The following is a 21,817-nucleotide window of genomic DNA, read 5'->3' on the forward strand; positions in this document are numbered from 1 at the left end:
AAGGAGTGGATTTTGTGAAAACCCCTGAAAATAGTCAAATGACAGTGGAAGAGGCGGAAGAGTATGGACGTCAAATGGATGCCAAAAACCGCGAATTAGAGAATACACATTACTTGGAAGAAACACCTGTGGAGGAAAAGAAAATTACCCCTCCGCTTTCCGAGGAAGAAATCAAGAAACGCACTGGTGCCGCTAATTATGAAAATGTCCAAGGACCAGGGGCCATGAACTCCGTCAATAGTTAAACCACTCCTTTTATTTTAGGGTGGTTTTTCTTTTTTGCTTTCAATTATTAGAATCCTCTAATTTCACATGATACACTGATGAAGGTGTCACAGTTACATAAATAGAATTGTGGAATGGGGAGAAGCTGAATGTCACAAGTAAAATTGCTATTTTCAACAGACGAAGTAATTCAACAAAATGAGGATCTCAAAAACTTTGTAAACCAATTACAAGCAGGATCAGGAAGTACTGTCTTTTCAGAAGGCAAACAATGGTTTGTATTGAAAGTAAAAGAAGGCAAGCACGGATGCTTAGAAACTGTTCGCTCAATCGCCGGAACAGCAGCAAGAGAATTGAGCCGTGCAAAAGTATCATCTGCAACACTAGAAATGGAAGCACTTAGTAAGCAATTTTCAGGTGCTGACAAAGACGATGCAGCCACTGCTTTCACAGAAGGATGGCATTTGGGTGCTTATCAGTTCTTAGCTTACAAATCCAACGCAGAGCCATTCTGTACAAAACTAACAATTGAAGGGGCTTCTGAAAAAGCTGTTCAAACAGGCGTTCAGCGTGCCGAGGCTGTTTCATATTCACGGGATCTGATGAATGAATTATCGGATGTTCTAAATCCAGAAACTTATCCAGAACGTTTAAAAGAACTCTTCCAACAGTCAGATGCAAAAGTTGTTGTCCATGACAAAGCCAAGCTGGAAGAAATGAAGATGAATGGTGTTCTTACTGTTGGCAGAGGCAGCCGTTATGCGCCATCGTTTGTGGAAGTTTCCTATTGCACCAATCCATCCAAGCCGCTTGTCGCTCTGGTTGGTAAAGGTGTCACGTTCGATACAGGAGGCATCAGCTTGAAAAGCGGGAAAGACTTAAGTGATATGCGTATGGATATGGGCGGCTCGGCTGCGGTTGCAGGCGCTATGAAATTACTTGTAGAGAGCGAAGCGGACGTCAATGTTGTCGCACTGATTCCAATGGTTGAGAATACACCGGACAAGACTTCTGTATTACCGGGTGAAGTCATTCAATACAAGAATGGTCATACCGTACAAGTTGGCAATACCGATGCTGAAGGCCGATTGATATTAGCGGACGGACTTCTTCGTGCCGGTGAACTGAATGCAGCCTACGTTGTGGATATCGCGACATTGACAGGTTCGATCGAAAATGCTCTTGGTTCAGACATCGCAGGTGTGTTTGGCGATGAAGAACTAGCAGCGAAGATGAAAGAAATTGGTGCGAAAAACGGAGATGCAGTGTGGCCAATGCCACTAATCGATGCATATGATGAAACCCTGCAAAGTGATTATGCAGACTTCAATAACATTAGCTCCCTCAGCTTTGCAGGATCGATAACGGCAGCACTATTCCTACGCCGTTTCGTTGCTGCAGATACACGATGGCTGCACGTGGATATGGCGGGTATGATGCAAAAAACATCAAACACTGGCTATTATCCGAAGACTGCAACGGGCTACGGTGCTCGGTTGTTGGCGGATTATGTAACTGAAATTTCGAAGTAAACGCACTTAATCGAACGATTAAAACGCATTGGATTCCGCAATGCGTTTTTTGCATGGACTAGTTTTTCAATGCTAGTGGTAAAAACAGGGTAACTTTATATACCATGGAATGTTACAATAATACTGTCAATTTGAAAGAATGATTTTAATGAAACAACTCATTTATCATAAACAAATTGCAATTGGAAGAGATAGGTTCACTATTTTTTTAATTAATATAAGATAGGGGTTTATTATGTATTACGACAATGACATAAGTATTCGTCCAGTGGAGAAACGTGATTTGTTGAGATTATGGGAATTGGTCTATAAAGAAGACAAGCCCGAATGGAAAAAGTGGGATGCGCCTTACTTTCCCCACAACTCAATATCCTATGAACAATTCATGAAGGAAACTGCAGCAAGTTGGATTGGCAAAGAAGGTTTTTGGGTAATCGTTGTGGATGACATTGTAAGGGGAATCGTTTCCTATTATTTCGAGGACGATCAGCAGAAGTGGCTGGAAATTGGTATTGTTCTTCATGAATCCGGAAGTTGGAACAAAGGCATTGGAACACGAGCTTTAAAACTGTGGCTGCCGCATGTTTTTAAAACAATTCCTGTACAAAGGGTGGGCTTAACGACTTGGTCGGGAAATGAACGAATGATGCGTGTAGGAGAGAAAATCGGGATGCAATTGGAAGGCCGCATGCGAAAAGTCCGATTTTACAATGAAACCTATTATGATTCGATTCGTATGGGAATCTTACGGGAAGAATTTGAAACCTCACCTTTGTATGTCCATTCTTAAGTATGATTGAAAATTGAGGTGATGATGTATGTTGAACTATGGAATGCCGCCAGGATTTTGGACAGAACTCACTCTGCTGCTTGCAATCACTATTTTACTGGTGGGTATTATTCCTGCTATATTTCGGTATGGAATGAAAGCTGATAAAAAGAAATGGTTTTCATACAATCATATAAATAGGCTACATAAAAAGATCGATTGGACACTACGTATATTAGCCATAATTTCTATGCTAGTGAGTGCAATTCTTTTTTATAGGGAACCTTTTCTCATCCCTTTAATTCTTGCGATTTTAGGTCTAAGTCAAATTAGCACCCAGGCATATATCGAATGGAGATTCTCGGAAAACAGAAAAAACTACCAGGTGTCACTTATCCAACTTGCCTTAACCTTCATTGCCTATGCAGGTGTATTTTATTGGTTAAGACATTTCATGTAAGAATTAGGATTGGTTATTACTTAAATTGTTGTTTAACTTAATGAAGGCAGGGATGTGAATGACGAAACATAAGATTTATACGATGAGTTTCGCAAAAGTGTATCCACTGTATGTGAATAAGGCAGATAAAAAAGGCCGTTCGAAAGAAGAAGTAGATGAAATCATTTGCTGGATGACAGGATTCAATCAACAACAACTAGAGAAGGAATTGGAGAATCAGACAGACTTTGAGACGTTCTTCGCACATGCACCAAAGCTTAATCCATCACGAACATTGATTAAAGGCGTGGTCTGCGGAGTCAGAGTAGAAGAGATCGAAGAATCGACAATGCGGGAAATTCGTTATTTAGATAAGCTGATTGACGAATTGGCTAAAGGGAAAGCGATGGAGAAAATATTACGTAAATAATTGTGCATTCTATAGTAAGCCCACTTTGAGAGTTTATCAAAGCGGGTTTTTATTTTGATGAAATGCAGGGAGCAGAATTGAATAGCCTTACAAAATGAAATAGCATTTAGTAATTTAGTTGGTGTGATTTTTTGAAAAAAGGGAAACCCTTTACATAAGAAGTCTATCTTCATTGAATGGAAAAAACGTCATGAAAGTTTGAAGTAAATTCATACATATGTTGGTTAGGGAGGTTCGTGTGATGAAAAAAACTAAAGATGAAATCATTTTGCGAGGACTGCGGGAAAATAATTTAAAAAATATCGATTTAAACATACCGAAAGAAAAGATTAATGTCTTTACTGGATTATCCGGATCAGGAAAAAGCTCGGTAGTCTTCGACACACTCGCTACCGAGAGCAGACGTCAAATGACGATGAACTATCCGCTGTATGTCAGAAACCAAATGCCAAGATACGAAAGGCCGCATGCGGATCTGATGCAGCACTTGAGTCCCGTGGTTGTAGTGGAACAAAAACCAGTTGGCGGCAATTCCCGTTCCACAGTCGGCACTTATATGGATATTCATCCATTAATACGGCTCTTATTCTCACGCATCGGAAGCCCGTCGATAGGATCTGCTACAGACTTTTCGAGTCAAAGCTCCTTCGGTAAATGTCCTGAATGCAACGGATATGGGGAAGTAATTGCGCCAGATAAGGATAAGCTGATTGACTTTGATAAGTCTCTTCGGGAGTACGCTGTCCGTTTTAAACCGTTATCCCCATCTGGATGGCAGGGAAACTGGATGATGACGGGCGGGTTATTTGACCCAGATAAACCAATCAAAGACTATCCAAAAGAACAGTATGACCTGTTAGTATATGGCCCTCCTGAAGGTGAACGAGTATTTGCGCCGTTTCATACGAAAGACGGTCCGCATGATCACGAATGGGATGGGTTGCTGCCGAGATTTACACGTCTTTACATAAATAGAGATGTATCGAAGTTGAAACAAACATCACAAGAAGATGTCTTGGCTATGTCTACTCATACATTATGTCCGACGTGCCATGGTTCCGGTTTAAACCCGAAAGTGCTGAAGTGTAAAATTAATGGCTTTAACATTGCAGAGTATGATCAGTTAGAACTGACAGAATTACTGACTGAACTTACGAAGATTACAGATCCAATCGGCAAGTCCATTGCACAACAGGCGATTCCGAACGTCCAGCAGCTTGTTGACTTAGGCTTAGGCTATTTAAGCTTATCAAGGAAAATGGGTACACTTTCCGGCGGAGAAGCCCAGCGGGTAAAAATTGCGCGTCATTTAGGCAGCAGTCTCAATAACATCACGTATATCTTCGATGAACCAAGCGCCGGACTTCATCCTGAAGAAATCAGTATGTTACTGCAGATGCTTGAAAGTCTAAAAGAGAATCATAATACTGTGGTCGTAATTGAGCATAATTTAGCTGTCATTAAGGTGGCGGATGAAATAATTGAGATGGGACCGGGAGCTGGTGTTCAAGGCGGAGAAGTGATTTATCAAGGAGAATTGTCAGGGTTAAAAAATTCTTCTAGTATAACGGATCTCACTCATAAGCCAGCGGTCAATAAAAATCCAAGAGCGGCAGAGAGTTACTTTTCGATGAAAAATGTAACAAATAATAACCTGAAAAATGTAAGAGTGGAAATTCCTAAGAATGTATTAGTGTCTGTATGCGGTGTCTCTGGTTCTGGTAAAAGTTCCTTAATGTTTGAAGCCTTCTCTGAAAAGTATCCTGAAACGATTGCGGTGGGTCAAGGCAGTATTGGAACATCAAGCCGTTCCACGCTCGCTACCTATATGGGAATCATGGATGATATACGTAAGATTTTCGCAAAAGCAACAGGACAGCCAGCAGGGTTATTCAGCTTTAACTCATTAGGAGCCTGTCCGGTTTGTGACGGAAAAGGCGTCACGACACCTGACGTTGCATTTGCAGATCCAGTAACTGTTACATGTGAAGCATGTGACGGAACAAGATATTCAGACGAAGCACTCTCTTATAAATACGAAGGTAAAAATATTGTGGAGATTTTAGAGCTCACGATTGAAGAAACCAATAATTATTTTGACATGCCGAAAATCGTGAGAAAGGTGAACACATTAAAAGATGTGGGACTCGAGTATCTGACATTAGGACAAACTACAAGTTCTTTAAGCGGTGGGGAAGTACAGAGACTGAAATTAGCAAGCTATTTGAAAAAAGAAGGACAAATCTATTTGCTGGATGAGCCGTCCCTAGGATTGCACACGAAGGACAACGACAAACTATTAGATGTTTTCGAGAACCTTGTAGACAAAGGCAATTCTGTAATTATTGTGGAACACAACTTAGACTTTATCGCAGCGAGTGATTGGGTAATCGAAATGGGTCCTGAAGGAGGAAGAAAAGGAGGAAACGTACTCTTTGAAGGTACACCGGAAGACATGCTGCATGCAGATACAGTGACGGCGAAGTGGCTGAAGCGCGAAACTGGAGCATAGATAAACAGTCGCTGCATCGTTATCTTTTGCATTTGTAGCACTGGTACTAGTTAAAGTATGAAAAAGGCTGCAGATACATTTTGAGAAATGTATCTGCAGCCTCTTTTTTATGAGATTAATCTATTACGAGACAGTCATCCACAAAAGGGTTTTGTATTGTCACAGAACGGCTACAAGAAGATGGGAAATTAGATTACATCTGTTGCATCTATAGTTTAAAGAGTTGCAGTCTTAACAAACGCTTGGGTTTTGTTATAGTTTTACCTAGTGTTTTATGTTATTGATATATAACCAAAAACCTTGGAAGCATCCGAAAAACCCAAACAATCCTCGTTCATATTCAAATACTCAATTAAATGGAAATATGTTACACTAAAAAGAACGGCTGATTATTCAGTTATTAAATAGCAGATTCATCATTAAGAATGGAGTAACTGATTAGTGGGAGTTGAGTAAACTGGCTAAAACAATAACTTTTTCATTTACAAGTAATGCATTCGAAAGGACAAAGGCAACAGAGACATTTACTTTTGAAGAATTAGAGATTAAGGAAAGTCTGAGTGAAAAAGAATTAGGAATTAAACTCGATCGAATTCATCAGGCGTGGATTTGGGATAAACTTAATGTATCGGGGAATATCGTTATAGATAAACCTGAAACATTTCAATAAGGCGTGTCTTATAATCAGAGGCGTTGGCGGTATAAAGTTTGTTCATCAAACGGGCCAATTTAACCAATGAAAGGGAAACTAATTTTGAAAAAACATTGTTGTGAAGATATGACATATCATGCGAATTTTGAATGTGAACTACATGAAACCCCATTTGATTGTCCTGATAAAATAATCATTTATGAAGAAAAAGATAATGACTATGCTCTAATCATTCACGATGGAGGTACAGCAAGGATGAGTATTAATTTTTGTCCCTGGTGTGGTATGAAGCTTTGAATATTAGTACTTATTACTATAAGGAGGCGCATTTGCGGAATAAGAGCTGCGCCTTAATTGAGTCAGATTGCAAAGTTAAGATAAATAGAGTTCTTACATAAAGGAGGTATGAAATAGTGAAGAGACCGTTTGGAATTAGATTGGCTGGTTGTGTTTATGCGACAAATGATGAGGATTTAAGCGAAGAAGAGTTTTCTAATGCCTTTATTGAGTTTATCGAAGAAAAAGGATGGTATTTCGGTGGGGGGCTTTACCAGATAGACGAAGAGGGGAATGTTATCCCTGATAATGAATAGGTTGTATTACAAATGGAAAGCGATTGCCGAAGAAGCGATTTCGTTTATATAGCGATCGGGCCATTTTGCATAGTAAAGTGAAATTACTTTTCATGCAATAGTTAGAGGTGATTAAATGGATTTTCTTTACACTGCCAATTGTAAGATAAACGAATACGATGACGTAGAGATAGTTGTAAAAGATGGAGAACAGATTTTTCATTTCAGGGTTGCTTTAAAAGATATTGTTTTGCCTGAATTTTTCTCGAATATGACACGACTAACGCAGGGCAAATCTAACAGTTTTTCAGTCGATGGATTTTCCCTTATGACTTATTATAAATTTACTCGAAATGGCTCATATGTGGATATTCAGTTGAAGGACAGTCATATCCGAAAGAGCTATCGATTCAAATTTGAGCTATTTTTAAAAGCAATTCACGGTGCATTTAAAACGTATTTGCGAGAGCAAAGATTAAAGGGTGAACCGGAAGAGAATGTCGATATCCTGATTCGTTGGGAAGAATTCGAGAGGGCGTTAAAACTGTTCAGCTAATGGACGCGTTTGTCTTACAACATTGTGCTGCAATCAGGGCCAGATTGTGGAGCAATGCCTTTAAAGAAAATTGCATTTATAGGTTAAAATTTAGAAGACATAGTGAATTATCCATCTTTCCTACCGCGCTTCGCTTGCTCCCTGTAGAGGATTAATCAGAGTTTCACTCTGATCATCCTCTACAGGACAACTAGCAGCTATGATGTATACATAGGTATTTGACGTGACTTATTTGATCGTTATTTCTTTCAACTCTGCCGAATTTAAAATACGTGCAGTAAAAGAGAATCTTATAGTTGAAGGTCCTTCTCAAATCTTTATCGAAAATGATTTTTCATTTATAGTATTTTCTATTGGGTTTTACGGTGGGATTTAAATCGCTTTTTTATTTCTCTAATAAGCAATCTGTAGTTTTTTAAAAAGACTTTACCATACACGTGAGTGCGTTTTTTGCTTTTAATGTAATTAACTTTTTGCGTTTGAATCCGTCAAAGGCTTAATATTAATCTGATAATCAATCTTAATGTCCATCTTCTCGAAAAGTTCAATCCATTTTTTTTCATCCATTGGTTTTGAGAATGGTTTTAATGTATGAATGCCTAACTGTAATGGATCCACATTCAATTCTTGCATCTTTATTACTAGTTCTTGTGTTTGTTTTTCAAGATTGGATTGGATATCTTTTTTCAAATCTTCTAAATCCTTTGGGTCAAATAATTGCTTTTCTCCCCGGTATTCTTCAATTCTTGAGTCTATCTTCACTGTATAGGTCATTGTAGACAAGCTTTTATTGATGTCCACTTTCGTTTTAGACCTAACATGACCTAGAACAACTTTTAATTCTGGGATCGGTAAAACTGCTAGGTAGTGATCGTTGTGTAACAGTTGGAAGATACGATCATCAAAAGTTGTTATTATTTCAACTAGTTTATCATTTTGAAACAGGGCAGTACCTTCATAGCTGATAGCGTCATTTTCTATTTTGAATACAGGTAAGAAAGGATCTGAATAAGGAGTATATAACAAATTTTTAAATTCATGCAGATTAACGACACTTAATTCTCCCTGATTTTTTACCTCATAGTGCTTCAGCATTCGGTAAAAAGAGTAATCAAGATTTTCTTGTTTGTCCAATTGATTTTCCAAGTATTCTTCAAAATTTCCTTTTACGATAACTAAATAGATTCTCAAAGAAATATCCGGATCAGTCAATAACACATTAATAATGGACATAATCCCCTCGTTTCTTCCGAGGTCTTCATTAATTATCAGCATTCGCATTTGCCCAGATTTCATTTCCTGGTGGAAGTTTAAATTAAAACTCCTTAGTACCTCCTTTATTAAGCTTACTTCTTGCGTCATTACACTCTTTTTTTCTTTGCTTAGAGAAGGCAAAATCGTACTGATTTTTATTTTACCTTCATCCCCTTTACTAAGTGATAAAAATGTGACTGGAGCAAGCTCTTCAATAATGTTATTTTCAGTAAAAGGGGCACATCCAGTTAACCATAATGCCATAAATATGATTGACAATTTTTTAGCCATCTTCTTTCGCAGTCTCATGTTTATTAACCCCCTTTATCTTCATCACTACGACAAGAATAATTGGAACCACTAAGTAACTTAAGCTTCCTGCTAAAATTTGAAGATTAAGTAAAATAACCTGCTTTTCATCTGACTTCCAAATCCATTCATTCACAAGAACCATTCCAATTAAAATAATGAATACACTGAATAAAAAGCCTGCTCGACTGGGGGGTCTCTCCATTTTCCCATTAGCTATTTTAGATGCTCCATAAAACAACAGTAGAAAAATTGAAACCGCAAAGACGATATTAAATAATTCCAAAGAAAGCATGACCATATCAATACGTTCAATTACTGGATTTTGAAAATAACGGGCCATAGTGACAATTGGAAATTGACTTTTGCTTAAATAATTGGAACCGAAATAGAATAAGGACGCCATATATAAGAATACATACTGTATAACAGTTAGAGCATTGCCATAAGACAAATAGCGAAATGTCTTATTATTTGTTTTAAACCACGGTCCCAAAAATACCAGAAATTCAGGCCCTGAAAATGAAGATAAAATTAGAAATATTCCTTTCCAGGAACTCGCACTGAATTCCATTGGAATAATCGGATACAAATCACTGAGTTGAGCTATTGGAGGAAAGAAGAAAAAAGCAAAGAATAAGAACATCCAAAATGTACATAAAAATGAAATCACGACAAAACGTATAGTTTTTTCAACGCCCTTCCATGCTACATACAAAGAAGACAACAGAATAAAAACGATAAGCCAATTTGAATCTGTAGCTGGAAACATAAATATTTGAACCATTTCCGAGAATCCTAACATAATCACGAAAAGTTTAAGCAGGATAAAGAACAACCCGATGAATGAGAGGAGACGTACAAGTTTTTTTCCGAATAATTGGACAAATCCGTTGTATCCTTCGCTGGAAATCCGAGTTAAAAACCATTTGGATAAAAGAAGAATGTTTAGTTGAGACAATATGCCGACCGCTATAATTACCCAAATCATATATGAATGGATCAAAAAACTTGGCATAATCAAAAAAAAGTAAAGCATTTGGAGGCGATTTACCATCAACATGACATAAAACCCATTAAAGGTTTCATTCTTATTAAATAATTGAATGGCTTCCATCAGTTCATCTCCTAGTTTGATATCTCTTCATCTTCAGCGGTTTAAGATGTTCTGGACGCTCCTTCATTTTGACTAAAGGCCCTCGAATGAATAGGTCAAGCCAATCTTTTCTGTAGAAAGGGGCAACAGGGGATAAATATGGCTGCTTGAGTGAAGACAAGCCATTAAGGTGGGCTAAAACGATAATCATTGCCAGAACAATCCCTACTATCCCAAGAAACGAAGAAAATATAAGAAGAATGAATTGAATCAATGAATTCGCCTTTGTCACAAGGTAATTAGGAACAAGAAAGGATCCGATAGTTGAAATCCCTACCATGACAATTAGCACCTGACTTGCCATACCAGCCTCAACTGCTGCTTGACCAATTACAATGCCCCCAATAACCCCAAGCGTTTGACCAGTCTTTGTTGGCATCCTTAAACTTGCTTCTTTTATAATTTCAATAAAAATCAACATGATAAATGCTTCCCAAAAAGGAGTGAACGGAAGCTTGCTCCTTGATTCCACCAAGACGAAAAGTGTTTGTAAAGGAATCATTTGATAGTGATGAGTTGTTAATGCCACGTAGAATGGGATCAATGTGATAGACAGAATAAAACTTACATATCGGATGATGCGCAAAAAACTGGCGACTACCCATCGATTAATATAATCCTCTGGTGATTGGAACAAATGAAAAATAGTAATTGGGGCAACGAGAGCAAAAGGTGTATTGTCTACCAGAATCGTAATTTTTCCTAATCCCAGAGAATAAGCAACAACATCAGGTCGGTCAGTTTGCTGAAACTGAGGAAAAATACTGTCTTGATGTTCCTCCATGAAAGCCGCTACTTGAGAAGAGTCAACGAAGAGATCATGATTAATTTCCGAAACCTTCTTTTTGGCGGTTGAAACAAATTCTGGATTGGTCAGCCCTTCTATGTACAATAAGACCACATTTGTCTCACTTAAAGAACCAACGGTGAACTTCTCTGTTTTCAGATCATGTGTTGGAAGACGTTTACGAATGAGTGTAATATTTTGTTCCAGCTGTTCACTGAAGCTGTCTTTTGCTCCTAAAAGGATGGTTTCAGTATCGGATGGTTCAATTGTACGTCCAAGTGGATTTTCTAAAGGGATAGCGAACCAAAGGTTTGACGAAGAGTCAAATAACAAAACAGATCCTTTAAAAAGCTGCTTATTTGCCTCATTCAAAGTGGAAATGGAGTTTATTGTTGAGTGAACATTGCATTCCTGAATGGATTGTTTGGAGCAGTTAGATAAAGGTTTTACAATGCTTTCATTTAATCTTTCTTGGTCAATCAGAGTTCTTACGTAGATAAGATCAACTTTTTGATTTTTAGAAATGTTGATTTCTACAAATTCCGCATCATCCATTTGAACGAGGGCTTTTTTTAGAGTCTCTACTGATAATTCTGATTCCGCGTTTGATTGAGAAGCAGGCTTATTTTCATCTGATTGTTTTTTCCAAAACATGCACATTCCTCACTTCTATATGTTAAAAAGCATTATGGGAAGAACGGTAAAATTCGATATTAATTCCATTGTTGGCTCTTTAAGTTTAAAATATACACTAAATTAATAAGATGCAGAGGCATACCCTTACCTTGTTAACAGGAGGGATTATATGTTAAAAAAGGATATTGGTTATTAATGGAATACTTATAGTGGCCGTTGCGAATAAGGATGAACCAGAACCGTTATCTACTAAAGAACGAGAATTACAATTTTCTACATTGATTACGGTAACTGAAAAATTATGAGAAAAATGGGGATTTTGAATCTACAGTAATTTCGAACTTGGAGATAGAATTGAAGGTAAAAGTTAAAGAGAATAAAGAATATTTTAATTCAGTAAAAAGGGATTTTGAGTCCATTGCAAAAAATGTAATTAAATCGTTGTCGACATAGATATAAACACGTATTCGGAAATATAATACTGAGTATCAAAAACCCATTATCATTCAAACTTCAATAAAAGGTTCAGATAAAGATGCACATAGTTAGCAATGGAAATTGAAGAGACAGTGAATGAAATCCTATATTTTAAGGAACTATATTCTATATCTAATATTGACTCTTATGAAATTAAAGTATTAAAAGCCAAAAGGAAATTAGTAAATTAGTCAATATATTGGCACCCATGTTCAACTAACGGGCGCATTAGTCGTATAAAAGTGCGCCAGAATCGGGCCAGATGGATAATGTTAAGAGGTGAAATATGAAGTATGTAGTTGGTATGTATATTGTCATGGCTATAATGGTAGCTGTAAATTTGATAAGTGAATTTACTCTTAAAGGCGAGTACTCGGCTATTGCCAGTTGGGCCATAGTCATGCTTTTTCTCTTAGGATGTGTTCTTTTTGCTAATGCAAGATACTATTTGTCGAGAAAGTAAGTACAGCAAAAGGGCGCGATTCAAGAAAAAAGGTCATGTGCCAAATTTGTGATCCGCTTTGTATAGACAAAAGAAGGTTTTATAAGTAACTAGTATGTGGAGACAATTGAGCAGGACCACATACTGGTTTTTTTGTATTTAAAAGATAGTTTGAGGATTGGAATAATCTTAGTAGAACAAAAAATGAAAAACCGTTAGCAATTGATGACAGCTTGCGTCTAAGTATGAAAGCGAGGTGAAGAGATGGCTAGAAATGAGTGGTTTGACGATTACTATGATGCTGTCTATAGCTATATTTTACTGCAAGTCAAACATATACAGACTGCAGAAGATTTAGCACAAGAGACGTTCATCAAAGTCTTTTCCAATGAACATCAATTCAACGGGCAATCATCTAAGAAAACCTGGATTTTCCGGATTGCCTATACAACAACGATGAGCTACTTCAGAAAGAAACATCCGATTCTGCACTTTATAGACCTACCTAATCACACAGCTGCCCATAGTTCCACGGAAGAAATTGCACTGCTCAACACCCAACAAAAGCAGTTTTACGAAGCTCTCAGTCGTTTAAAACCCAGTTATCAGCAAGTCATTACATTACGTAAAATCCAAGAGTTTTCTACAAAAGAAACGTCTACCATACTGAATTATTCAGAAGGAAAAGTGAAGATGAGCCTATCACGCGCCCTAAAGGCGTTCAAGAAGGAATTGGAGAAAGGAGGTTTTACGATTGAAACACTTATCCGATAGCGAGATTAATCAAGAATTAAAATCTTTGAACATGGCCGTCCAGCCATCAAGCGAGCAAAAAAGGGAGGCAGAAATCACCATTTTTCAGCAAGCATCAGTTAAGTCAGCCGCACGTCCATCGAAATGGATACCCATTTTCGTATCCTTATTGCTATTCATCTCTTTTGCAGCCGGAAGTTATGTACTTATTTCCCCCTCGTTGACAGGATCGCCCGCGGATACAGCATCGAGTGAGGATTCCTTGAATGTAACAGAGTCTTGGAAGAATAGTTATTTGAGACAAACAAGAAATACAGATAATAGTCTCTTTGTACTCATTACAACAGAACATAGCCTAACTATCATAAATGAGATGGAATCGGCTACAACTGAGATTGATGAAAAAGTTGAAGATGGATTTGCAGAAAAAAATAAAAGCGTCTCCACTCTTCCGGAACCTTCCTTACCCACTGGTGAATTTGATAATTTTAAGATGGAAAAGAACGGTGACCAGTATACCTTACAAGTGAATGGCGACAATGGGTTCACATATCATTTTACAAGAATAGATCCTCGAAAGTATGAAGGGGAAGAAGGAGTTATATACGACACCTCACTATTTATCGAAGACGAAGTGGAATGACATAAAACCTGTCCGAATAGTACATCTGGGTTGCATAAATGGAAAGGGAAACATGTGAAGCATAGTTGTGCTAGAATTGGGGGCCGATTCCAGTACAGGATGTGCCCCCTGACCTAAACAAGTTTACAAAGATTTACAATAAATCAATTACCCTTTCATAAAAAAGAAAGACTTTCAATTGGGCACTTTAACCAATGAAAAGTTAAGGTGAAATGAACTGCGCTTTCTACATCCATTTTAATCTTTTCGCATATAATGATGGAACATTGGTCATGAATAAAATTCTCAGCAGAGGATAGGCTAATGGACATCAGGACGCTTTTATGATATCCTGATGGTAGAAATATGGTGTTGATTAGGCACCATGAAAACTTGATACTCTATCTGGACTTCGGGTGCCAGACGTTGGCAAGCAACATAAAAACTTGATACTCATTCCAGACTTCGGGCGCTGGATGTTGGCAAGCAACATAAAAACCTAATCATTATATTCGAGAAGAAGAGAGGGAGTAGTTCTACTTACCTCTCTTCTTTTTGATTGAAAACAGGTGATTTATTATGATGAATGACAATAAGACAATTATGAAGTTACAGCAAGGCCTTACTGCATTTGAACGTGTAGTGAATAAAGAAATTCATTATGTTTATTTTAAAGAAGGACTTTACCAAGAACTTGTTTTTAAACCGAAAAAAGCTAACTTTATGCACTTGTGCGGTGTGGAATACCAAAATCCGATAACTAAGCAGATGATGAAACCAACTCAGTTTTATGCAGCTCTTAAGTCAAACAAAGTATCTCCAAAAGGAATACTTAAAAAGTCATTTACTGATCAAAAACTTCAGATTATTAACTGTCTAGAAGATTTAACAAAATGCACGGTTAGTATAATCGATGAACGCACAGTTTATTTAAATTTATCATTTCAAAAGGCTATTAGGAGTAGAAAGCAAATCTTCTGCTTGTCGCTTATCAGCACACAAAATGAAATTTACGTTCCTAATTCACTTTTAAACTTGCGATCTGACAAAGGAAAAAACATTCATAAAGGATATCCTGTATCCTGTATGCTGTATTTATAGTATAGACGGACCCACCATGAATAGAACTATCTTATGTGAAGTAGAAGAATTCGACCCTAGCACATACTTTGGAAAGATGAATACATAATTAGTGAATTCTGTTCTAATGTGTAGTAGATTTCACAATTAACACTCTGTGATAGTGATATAGGATAAGGACTTGTGTGTATGATACTAACCATACATGCAAGTTCTTTTTGCTATGCTCTCAAACGTTCACAGACATTTGTGTACATCAAGTAGACAAACCTATAAGGACAGTTAATTAATTTACTTTTAATCATCTGCTGCAGTCGCAATAACCGTTTAGAGGTGCGATTTTAACTAGAGGTTGAAGTTATTGAAATATCAGCAGAAACCTTGTAAGCATCCGAAAAGCCTAAACAATCTCCATTCATATTCCAATACTTAATTAAATGGAAATATGTTACACTAAAAAGAACAGCTGATTATTCAGTTATTAAACAAGGGCCATTATCTAGCATGCAAATTGTTACTTTGCGCTACAGACGAACGCTTTCCGAGGGGCATGGCTTGAGCCTCCTCAGTCGCAAAAAATGCTCCCTGCGGGGTCTCAAGGCACACGCTGATTCCTTCGGAGTCGTCCGTCTTCCGCTTCAAACAACGAGTGTAGTTATTATAAAGCACGCATTCAAGAATCGGGCCATTTATCGGAAGAAAGTTTTAAACGCTAAAAAGTATGGAATTTATTCTTTACTTTTTAGCGTTTTTTTAATTGACTTTAAGAAAATGTAATGTAATGTATAAGTTACATAAGTAATATATATATTGCAAGAAAGTAGAGGTATCTATGAAAAATAACGTGAAGATAGCTCGGATAAAAGTTTCTATGAAACAGGATGAATTAGCCACAGTAACTGGAGTAACCCGACAGACGATTGGTTTAATTGAAAAGGGAGACTATAATCCAAGTCTGAATCTTTGTATTGCAATTGCAAAAGCATTGGATAAAACACTTGATGAATTATTTTGGGAGGTAGATTGAAATGGAAAAAACGTGGGTTGCTAACTTATTATCAAAAGATGAATATAGGGAAAAACGATTTCTGTATTTTGTAGCTGAATCAGTATTAATTTTAAGTATATTGCTCTTTCTATATTTAATTGTTGATTCTTTTTTAATAGATTTAAATGTTCCTGGAGATGTGATGGCACTTATTTCTTTAGGGTTTTTGAGTATTTATATACTTTTGAGATCGACCTTGACGGGTATTGAATATCCTGAAATTGCAACAAAAGTAAGATACAAAAAGGAAAAACGTTCTAAAGTTTATGGATCGATTCGTTTCGGAATCCTATTTATAATCGTTTATGGTGTATTTAAAGGAATTCCAGCTAACTTACAAGAAGTAGTAAATGTTATTGGACCAGCTACATTAGCAACAATATTTTTCTTTCTTTTAAATTATATTTCTTTGAGAAAGTCATATAGTAAAAACCGAAAATTGCTAGATGACTAACATAATATCGATTGTGACTTTTTAAGGGTTTATTCTGGAATCGGGGGCAATTCTTTAACAAGGATTTGTCCCCTTTTCGGAAACGGGCAATAATATAATAGATTTTTAAATTAGGGAAGTATTTTTATAATAAATGGAAATAAAAAAGTGGTTTCTTAATATTACACGAAACATAAAAGTGTTTCTCGCTTATAAAATTCTGTTCACGGTACAGGGGGGAATCTCTTGAGAAAGTTATTAATTATTATACTTGTAGTTTTCTTGTCTGGTTGTGGCAATACTCTTGTTGCAGAGTTTGCAAGAGTTAATGAAATTAATGAAAACTCTATAATAATAGAAAATGGAGGAGGAGAAATTAAAGAAATAGAGGTTCCTTCTGATTATGATTTTACTTTCAAAAAAAATACAGAATACTTTTTCAGATACGAGATTCTACACTCTAATAAAGCTGTTTTAGTTAACGTCGAAACTATTGAAAACCAAAAACTTCAAAGTTAAGCATTTAGGAAGTATTTTTTATAAAACGACAAACGTCTATTTACACTAAGCTTTAATACAACTATTTAGTTTGTCCTATCTCAAAGTGAAGTTTTGTGAAACAATCGGGGACGTTTGTGCAATATCATAAGCCTAATTTTACGTTCAAAATATAGGAAGTAGACTTTTATTATTCAAAATACGTGATGACATATACCATAACATTCGCAATGGTACACTGTTGGTAAAGTCCGTGACAAACGTTAGTAAAAACTATACTATTGCTGGTACAATCTCGTTGAACCTATTTGTATGCTATTTTTGTCTCATAATACTGGTCGGGGTACAGTTTGACTGCGGTGGCATGATGGGGTGAGGAAGCTTTATCCGATGAAAATTAAAAATAGTTGCATTGATAGAAGATAGTTTCCTTATAGAACAAAACAAGCCAGCCTAAATTAATAGGCTGGCTTGTTCATTTACTTTTAACTTACCGACAAACCACGACTTCTCGTTCGAAGTGTGCTTTTTTGGCGATGCATCGATCTAGGATTTCAAAACCGGCTTCCACCAATAGATCATCCATCGATTCAATCGTCACAATTACTAATTTGTCTGTTAACGATCGGGCAGACTGCAAAATTGAAGCCTGCTGTTCACGGGTGACGTGTGTGTATAGATTATAAGGCATGTCAATTACTGCTGCATCATAATGACCGGGTGCTTCTTCAATCGGTCCGGGTGTGACGTTTCCACTTAGCCCGAAATGCTTGATGTTTTTCCGGGAACCCAGAACGGCAAGTGGATTGATATCCCGTCCATCCATATCGATGCCCATCGACAATGCCTCAACGAGGACATTGCCAATCCCGCAGCATGGGTCAATTGCTTTTACGCCTTCAGGGTGCGGCACCGCGATATTTGAAACAGCACGTGCAACACGTGTACTTAGTGCTGTTGAATACATTTCAGGCTTTTTAACGTGCTGACGCCATACGGATATGCTCTCAGTCAAATAGCCGAATAAATATTTCTGTCCAATTTGAACAACACCGTATAAAATATCGGGATGAAACATGTCGGCTTCCCCTGGTATAGCCATTCCAATTGTCCGTTCGATTTTCCGGCGATCCGGATGAGGAATTTTCGCGGTTTCACCGAGTGCCATTGTATTGAGACAACGTATAAGAAAACGTTGTCCGTCATCAGTGAATTTGGAAACATAGTCTGCAATTTCTTGAATTGAATTACAAGTAATCAGCACATCCAACCGTTCCTTCATGAAAGGACTTCGGCTTGGGTCAATGGAGATTTCGCTGAAGATGTAGTTTTCCTGCGTATCTTTATCAAAAAATGCACGCATTTCAAGTCGACACAACTCACGTTCATCGGTGTGTCGACTGAATGTATATAGGTGATTGACAGGTGTATTACTCACGCTGCATCCTCTAATTCAACAAGCATGTTAAAGACAAATTCATAGACAAGTTCAAGGGTTTCATCGAATGACTTCGTTTCAGCAAAACCATCCACATAATCCATTGCGATATTTACGTCCCATAACCCATCATCTGCTGAAAACATAAGGCTGCGTGTACCCGCTGCTGTTCCGAGTTTTGCGTCGATATACTTTTTAAGCCATTCTCCATGCTTTTTTTGGACTTGAAGCCCGAATAATGCAGTGATTGTGCCGAATACATCATCCATTTCAATTACGACACCATCTATACCTATTGTTGCAAAAGCTGGCTCTTCAGCAAACATATAATTGTTTGGATGAGCTTTTACATAAGAGACGGCGTGGTCGCCTGTGTTGGCAGGTGTTTCAAGTAGCTCATCGGTTTCTTTGTTAGAAAAGCTATAGGATGGTTTAAAAGCAGGTGCCGGAAGTACGTTCATATCGGATGAAAGCAGTCCTTTCCTCTCAAGGAAATCCTTTTGCTTATCATTCAACGCAATTCCTTCTTTTGCAGTGTGTTCTTCAATATAATTGTTCATCCATTTTGTAATCATTCATCACAACTCCTTCAATACTCCCCAGTATACCTTAAATGGTGGACGGCAGTCACTCGATCTCTGCGTACCAGGGGTTCACGTGAATCAGGACTTCTCCAACATCGGGGTTTGCCTCTTTGATAGCGTTTCGAAGCGAACTTGTAACATCATGTCCTTGCTGGATTGTTAGGTCCGCTGCAATACTTACTCGGATGTCAACAAGGACATAGTGACCGTGTTCCCGTGCGCGCAGACGATCGATGCGTTTTACTTCTGGGATTTCTTCTATTACTTTTTTAAAGCCCAAAATTCGTTCTTCACTCACTGTCTTTTCCATTAGAATGTCAAGAGCTTCTTTACCAATATGAATTGCCAGACGGAAAACAAGAATCGCAACGATCAATCCAGCGAGTGGATCCCCGTAGGAAAGAATAGGGATATCATAGTGAAACCCGATTAAACCGAGTCCAATACCGACTACTGCTGCAAGCGAGGCATACACATCTGCAAGATGATCATAGGCCGTGGCAATAAGACCTTTACTGTTTTCTTGTTTTCCTATTTTCATCGTATAGAAATAAAGTGCCTGTTTCCAAATCATAGAAACGATTGCTGTTATCAAGGCAAGAACGCTAGCTTTAGCGGGCTCTTCGAAGAATGCGAGAATAGCTTCGACAGCGATATAAATAGCTGCGGCTCCAAGGATTAGTCCGACAAGTGCTGAACTGATAACTTCTGCTTTTCCGTGCCCGTACGGATGATCTTCATCAGGGGGACGCTTGGAAAAACGCATGGAAGTCAATGCTGCAGCAGATGCCACAACATCTCCTGCGTTGTGGAATCCGTCTGCTAACAAAACTGGACTATGAAAAAGATAGCCGACAATGATTTTGAGTACAGTTAGAAATATGTTGCTGATCAAGCTAACCCAAATTGCGATGAGAGAAGAAAGCGAATGTGCCGTGTTCGTCATGTGTAAAGCACCTCCATAGAAAAAAGTTGCAGAGAGGAAACAAAAACCTCTGACGTAGTTTTGTCAGAGGTTTGGATTGGAAATTTATAGGATTGGTTATTAATAAGCATTATATACATAGGGGTCACTCGCTTCCCGTTAGTTGCGTATCTTTAAGTATACCTCTTTAGAACGTGCATTACAAGTTCAGAACGAAGAAGAGAACATTGCAAAAAACTTATCGTTGTATTATAATTCATTCATTATAATAATTATACATACCGATGGAGGTTGAATTACATGAAACTTTGGGGCGGAAGATTTTCTTCTAAAGAACACGAGCGCATGGAACAATTCAATACGTCATTACCTATAGATAAGCGACTGATTGAGCAAGATATTGCAGGGAGTCTTGCCCATGTGACAATGCTCGTTCACTGTGATTTATTGACACCTGAAGAAGGTGAATTACTCACGAAGGGATTAGAAGAAATTCAGCACGATATCTTTTCAGGTAAATTGACTATCGTAGGAGACTACGAAGACGTGCATTCGTACGTTGAAGTCCAGCTAACGGAGCGAATTGGTGAGACGGGAAAAAAATTGCATACCGCACGCAGTCGAAATGATCAAGTTGCAGTCGACATGAGACTCTATGCTAAATCTAAAGCACAAGAAGTTTCCGGTCTGCTGCAAGTTCTCATGGACTCATTGACTGCTAAAGGGCAAAAGAATGATGCCATTATGCCGGGATATACACATCTCCAGCGCGCACAAGTCATTACATTCAGCCACCATGTAGGAGCATACGTTCAAATGTTTTCAAGAGATAAGAAGCGAATTGAAAATGCTGCAGAACTTTTGAATGAAAACCCGCTAGGCTGCGGTGCATTAGCAGGAACGACACATGAAATTGATCGAGATGTGACGACGGCGTTACTTCGCTTTGCAAAGCCTGTGGATAATTATATCGATGGTGTGAGCGATCGGGATTATCTGTTAGAGTTAATGTCCGATTTCTCCATCATCATGATGCACTTAAGCCGATTAAGTGAAGAACTGATTTTATGGAGCAGCCAAGAATTTAAATTCGTTACAATGTCTGATGCGTTTTCAACAGGCAGCAGCATCATGCCGCAGAAAAAAAATCCAGATGCGGCAGAGCTGATTCGAGGCAAAACAGGGCGTGTTTACGGTTCACTATTTGCTTTACTCACAACATTGAAAGGATTGCCGCTAGCCTACAACAAAGACATGCAAGAAGACAAAGAGCAGTTTTTCGATGCAGTCGACACAGTTACGGATTGTATTGACATCATGTCCAGCATGATTGATACGATGGAAGTCAATGCCGACCAAATGCGTAACGCTGTAAAAGCAGGGTTCCTGAACGCGACAGAAGTTGCTGACTACTTAGTCAGCAAAGGCACACCTTTCCGTGACGCACATAGCATCGTAGGTCGTCTGATCATCTACTGCGAACAACAGGACAAAGGAATCGAAGAACTAACCATTGCGGAACTGAAAAACTTCAGCGCGTCTATAGAAGAAGATGTATTTGCCTACATCGACTACGACGAGATCCTCAACAAAGGCACGAAGAAATTTATGAAAGCGGGCTCTTCGGTTAAACAGTAAGCCCACTGAATGTGAAGTGAAAAAGGCTGTCCAGAAATCAGTTATCACTG

Annotated in this window: 24 protein-coding genes; 17 read left to right on the forward strand and 7 right to left on the reverse strand. The window is 38.0% G+C overall.

Translation table 11 applies throughout. The features are described from left to right. The first annotated feature begins 14 nt into the window (after positions 1–14). From QT716_RS09265 to QT716_RS09310, 10 genes are all read left to right on the forward strand, one after another. A complete protein-coding gene (locus QT716_RS09265) occupies positions 15–245 on the forward strand; it encodes a hypothetical protein (RefSeq protein WP_317935759.1) in 231 nt (76 codons plus the stop codon). A 129-nt stretch (positions 246–374) separates the two neighbouring features. Next, on the forward strand, positions 375–1,757 hold the full coding sequence (locus QT716_RS09270) for a leucyl aminopeptidase family protein (protein WP_317935760.1): 1,383 nt from the start codon (positions 375–377) through the stop codon (positions 1,755–1,757). Between the two features lie 235 nt (positions 1,758–1,992). Then, positions 1,993–2,547: a GNAT family N-acetyltransferase gene (locus QT716_RS09275; protein WP_317935761.1), complete on the forward strand. Its 555-nt coding sequence runs from the start codon at positions 1,993–1,995 to the stop codon at positions 2,545–2,547. Between the two features lie 43 nt (positions 2,548–2,590). Next, positions 2,591–2,986, forward strand: a complete 396-nt coding sequence (locus QT716_RS09280; RefSeq protein WP_317935762.1) for a DUF4181 domain-containing protein — start codon at positions 2,591–2,593, stop codon at positions 2,984–2,986. Positions 2,987–3,044: 58 nt separating this feature from the next. Beyond that, entirely contained in the window at positions 3,045–3,395 is a 351-nt protein-coding gene (locus QT716_RS09285) for a DUF2200 domain-containing protein (protein WP_317935763.1), read from the forward strand. Positions 3,396–3,636: 241 nt separating this feature from the next. Then, positions 3,637–5,907, forward strand: a complete 2,271-nt coding sequence (locus tag QT716_RS09290) for an excinuclease ABC subunit UvrA (RefSeq protein ID WP_317935764.1) — start codon at positions 3,637–3,639, stop codon at positions 5,905–5,907. A 448-nt stretch (positions 5,908–6,355) separates the two neighbouring features. Beyond that, positions 6,356–6,577: a hypothetical protein gene (locus QT716_RS09295; protein WP_317935765.1), complete on the forward strand. Its 222-nt coding sequence runs from the start codon at positions 6,356–6,358 to the stop codon at positions 6,575–6,577. A gap of 66 nt (positions 6,578–6,643) precedes the next feature. Further along, on the forward strand, positions 6,644–6,856 hold the full coding sequence (locus tag QT716_RS09300) for a DUF6980 family protein (RefSeq protein WP_317935766.1): 213 nt from the start codon (positions 6,644–6,646) through the stop codon (positions 6,854–6,856). A 116-nt stretch (positions 6,857–6,972) separates the two neighbouring features. After that, positions 6,973–7,152 carry a hypothetical protein gene (locus QT716_RS09305; protein ID WP_317935767.1) on the forward strand — a complete coding sequence of 60 codons (180 nt, stop codon included), beginning with the start codon at positions 6,973–6,975 and terminating at the stop codon, positions 7,150–7,152. Between the two features lie 115 nt (positions 7,153–7,267). Next, positions 7,268–7,687: a hypothetical protein gene (locus tag QT716_RS09310; RefSeq protein ID WP_317935768.1), complete on the forward strand. Its 420-nt coding sequence runs from the start codon at positions 7,268–7,270 to the stop codon at positions 7,685–7,687. A 465-nt stretch (positions 7,688–8,152) separates the two neighbouring features. Here QT716_RS09310 and QT716_RS09315 read toward each other — a convergent pair whose 3' ends face one another. Genes QT716_RS09315 through QT716_RS09325 form a run of 3 tightly spaced genes read right to left on the reverse strand, consistent with a single transcriptional unit; the run spans position 8,153 to position 11,847 of the window. Next, positions 8,153–9,250 (reverse strand): Ger(x)C family spore germination protein, encoded by a 1,098-nt coding sequence (locus tag QT716_RS09315; RefSeq protein WP_317935769.1) that lies wholly within the window; start codon positions 9,248–9,250, stop codon positions 8,153–8,155. Further along, complete coding sequence (locus QT716_RS09320) at positions 9,225–10,367, reverse strand: GerAB/ArcD/ProY family transporter (RefSeq protein WP_317935770.1); 1,143 nt, start codon at positions 10,365–10,367, stop codon at positions 9,225–9,227. Before QT716_RS09320 ends, QT716_RS09315 begins: the two co-directional genes overlap by 26 nt. A 4-nt stretch (positions 10,368–10,371) precedes the next feature. Further along, positions 10,372–11,847, reverse strand: a complete 1,476-nt coding sequence (locus tag QT716_RS09325) for a spore germination protein (protein WP_317935771.1) — start codon at positions 11,845–11,847, stop codon at positions 10,372–10,374. A 1,165-nt stretch (positions 11,848–13,012) separates the two neighbouring features. On the opposite strand from QT716_RS09325, the gene QT716_RS09330 reads away from it, so the two are divergent. The 3 genes from QT716_RS09330 to QT716_RS09340 all read left to right on the forward strand — a co-directional run bounded on the left by QT716_RS09330 (position 13,013) and on the right by QT716_RS09340 (position 15,224). Further along, positions 13,013–13,522: an RNA polymerase sigma factor gene (locus tag QT716_RS09330; protein WP_317935772.1), complete on the forward strand. Its 510-nt coding sequence runs from the start codon at positions 13,013–13,015 to the stop codon at positions 13,520–13,522. Further along, entirely contained in the window at positions 13,503–14,144 is a 642-nt protein-coding gene (locus QT716_RS09335) for a hypothetical protein (protein ID WP_317935773.1), read from the forward strand. The genes QT716_RS09330 and QT716_RS09335 overlap by 20 nt, the downstream gene beginning before the upstream one ends. Positions 14,145–14,702: 558 nt before the next feature. Further along, the gene (locus tag QT716_RS09340; RefSeq protein ID WP_317935774.1) at positions 14,703–15,224 is read left to right on the forward strand and encodes a PBECR4 domain-containing protein; all 522 of its coding nucleotides are present in this window, start codon (positions 14,703–14,705) and stop codon (positions 15,222–15,224) included. Positions 15,225–15,931: 707 nt separating this feature from the next. Here the strand turns inward: QT716_RS09340 and QT716_RS16270 are convergent. After that, positions 15,932–16,033, reverse strand: a complete 102-nt coding sequence (locus QT716_RS16270; protein WP_144036124.1) for a DUF1563 domain-containing protein — start codon at positions 16,031–16,033, stop codon at positions 15,932–15,934. Between the two features lie 2 nt (positions 16,034–16,035). Between QT716_RS16270 and QT716_RS09345 the strand changes: the two genes are divergently transcribed. From QT716_RS09345 to QT716_RS09355, 3 genes are all read left to right on the forward strand, one after another. After that, positions 16,036–16,230 (forward strand): helix-turn-helix transcriptional regulator, encoded by a 195-nt coding sequence (locus QT716_RS09345; protein ID WP_040286076.1) that lies wholly within the window; start codon positions 16,036–16,038, stop codon positions 16,228–16,230. Between the two features lies 1 nt (position 16,231). After that, positions 16,232–16,705 carry a hypothetical protein gene (locus QT716_RS09350; protein WP_317935775.1) on the forward strand — a complete coding sequence of 158 codons (474 nt, stop codon included), beginning with the start codon at positions 16,232–16,234 and terminating at the stop codon, positions 16,703–16,705. A gap of 225 nt (positions 16,706–16,930) precedes the next feature. Then, positions 16,931–17,203: a glycosyl transferase gene (locus tag QT716_RS09355; RefSeq protein ID WP_317935776.1), complete on the forward strand. Its 273-nt coding sequence runs from the start codon at positions 16,931–16,933 to the stop codon at positions 17,201–17,203. A 469-nt stretch (positions 17,204–17,672) separates the two neighbouring features. Here the strand turns inward: QT716_RS09355 and QT716_RS09360 are convergent, their stop codons facing one another. From QT716_RS09360 to QT716_RS09370, 3 genes are read right to left on the reverse strand one after another with little or no spacing between them, the layout of a single operon-like run. Next, entirely contained in the window at positions 17,673–18,620 is a 948-nt protein-coding gene (locus tag QT716_RS09360) for a TRM11 family SAM-dependent methyltransferase (protein ID WP_317935777.1), read from the reverse strand. Next, positions 18,617–19,195, reverse strand: coding sequence for a hypothetical protein (locus QT716_RS09365; RefSeq protein ID WP_317935778.1), 579 nt, complete (start codon positions 19,193–19,195; stop codon positions 18,617–18,619). Before QT716_RS09365 ends, QT716_RS09360 begins: the two co-directional genes overlap by 4 nt. A 52-nt stretch (positions 19,196–19,247) precedes the next feature. Further along, positions 19,248–20,150, reverse strand: a complete 903-nt coding sequence (locus tag QT716_RS09370; protein WP_317935779.1) for a cation diffusion facilitator family transporter — start codon at positions 20,148–20,150, stop codon at positions 19,248–19,250. 279 nt (positions 20,151–20,429) lie between these two features. Here QT716_RS09370 and argH point away from each other — a divergent pair, with 279 nt between their 5' ends. Further along, complete coding sequence (argH, locus tag QT716_RS09375; RefSeq protein ID WP_317935780.1) at positions 20,430–21,767, forward strand: argininosuccinate lyase; 1,338 nt, start codon at positions 20,430–20,432, stop codon at positions 21,765–21,767. Positions 21,768–21,817 lie beyond the last annotated feature (50 nt).

Source organism: Sporosarcina aquimarina, from assembly GCF_033253705.1.
Lineage (GTDB): Bacteria > Bacillota > Bacilli > Bacillales_A > Planococcaceae > Sporosarcina > Sporosarcina aquimarina.

Bases quoted from the DNA above. Each gene is read 5' to 3' on its own strand.
- argH (WP_317935780.1), top strand. From the start codon at position 20,430: ATGAAACTTTGGGGCGGAAGATTTTCTTCTAAAGAACACGAGCGCATG.
- QT716_RS09290 (WP_317935764.1), top strand. From the start codon at position 3,637: ATGAAAAAAACTAAAGATGAAATCATTTTGCGAGGACTGCGGGAAAAT.
- QT716_RS09320 (WP_317935770.1), bottom strand. From the start codon at position 10,367: ATGGAAGCCATTCAATTATTTAATAAGAATGAAACCTTTAATGGGTTT.
- QT716_RS09365 (WP_317935778.1), bottom strand. From the start codon at position 19,195: ATGATTACAAAATGGATGAACAATTATATTGAAGAACACACTGCAAAA.
- QT716_RS09330 (WP_317935772.1), top strand. From the start codon at position 13,013: ATGGCTAGAAATGAGTGGTTTGACGATTACTATGATGCTGTCTATAGC.
- QT716_RS09270 (WP_317935760.1), top strand. From the start codon at position 375: ATGTCACAAGTAAAATTGCTATTTTCAACAGACGAAGTAATTCAACAA.
- QT716_RS09310 (WP_317935768.1), top strand. From the start codon at position 7,268: ATGGATTTTCTTTACACTGCCAATTGTAAGATAAACGAATACGATGAC.
- QT716_RS09280 (WP_317935762.1), top strand. From the start codon at position 2,591: ATGCCGCCAGGATTTTGGACAGAACTCACTCTGCTGCTTGCAATCACT.
- QT716_RS09325 (WP_317935771.1), bottom strand. From the start codon at position 11,847: ATGTTTTGGAAAAAACAATCAGATGAAAATAAGCCTGCTTCTCAATCA.
- QT716_RS09350 (WP_317935775.1), top strand. From the start codon at position 16,232: ATGGAAAAAACGTGGGTTGCTAACTTATTATCAAAAGATGAATATAGG.
- QT716_RS09370 (WP_317935779.1), bottom strand. From the start codon at position 20,150: ATGACGAACACGGCACATTCGCTTTCTTCTCTCATCGCAATTTGGGTT.
- QT716_RS09340 (WP_317935774.1), top strand. From the start codon at position 14,703: ATGATGAATGACAATAAGACAATTATGAAGTTACAGCAAGGCCTTACT.
- QT716_RS09300 (WP_317935766.1), top strand. From the start codon at position 6,644: ATGAAAGGGAAACTAATTTTGAAAAAACATTGTTGTGAAGATATGACA.
- QT716_RS09275 (WP_317935761.1), top strand. From the start codon at position 1,993: ATGTATTACGACAATGACATAAGTATTCGTCCAGTGGAGAAACGTGAT.
- QT716_RS09345 (WP_040286076.1), top strand. From the start codon at position 16,036: ATGAAAAATAACGTGAAGATAGCTCGGATAAAAGTTTCTATGAAACAG.
- QT716_RS09315 (WP_317935769.1), bottom strand. From the start codon at position 9,250: ATGAGACTGCGAAAGAAGATGGCTAAAAAATTGTCAATCATATTTATG.
- QT716_RS09285 (WP_317935763.1), top strand. From the start codon at position 3,045: ATGACGAAACATAAGATTTATACGATGAGTTTCGCAAAAGTGTATCCA.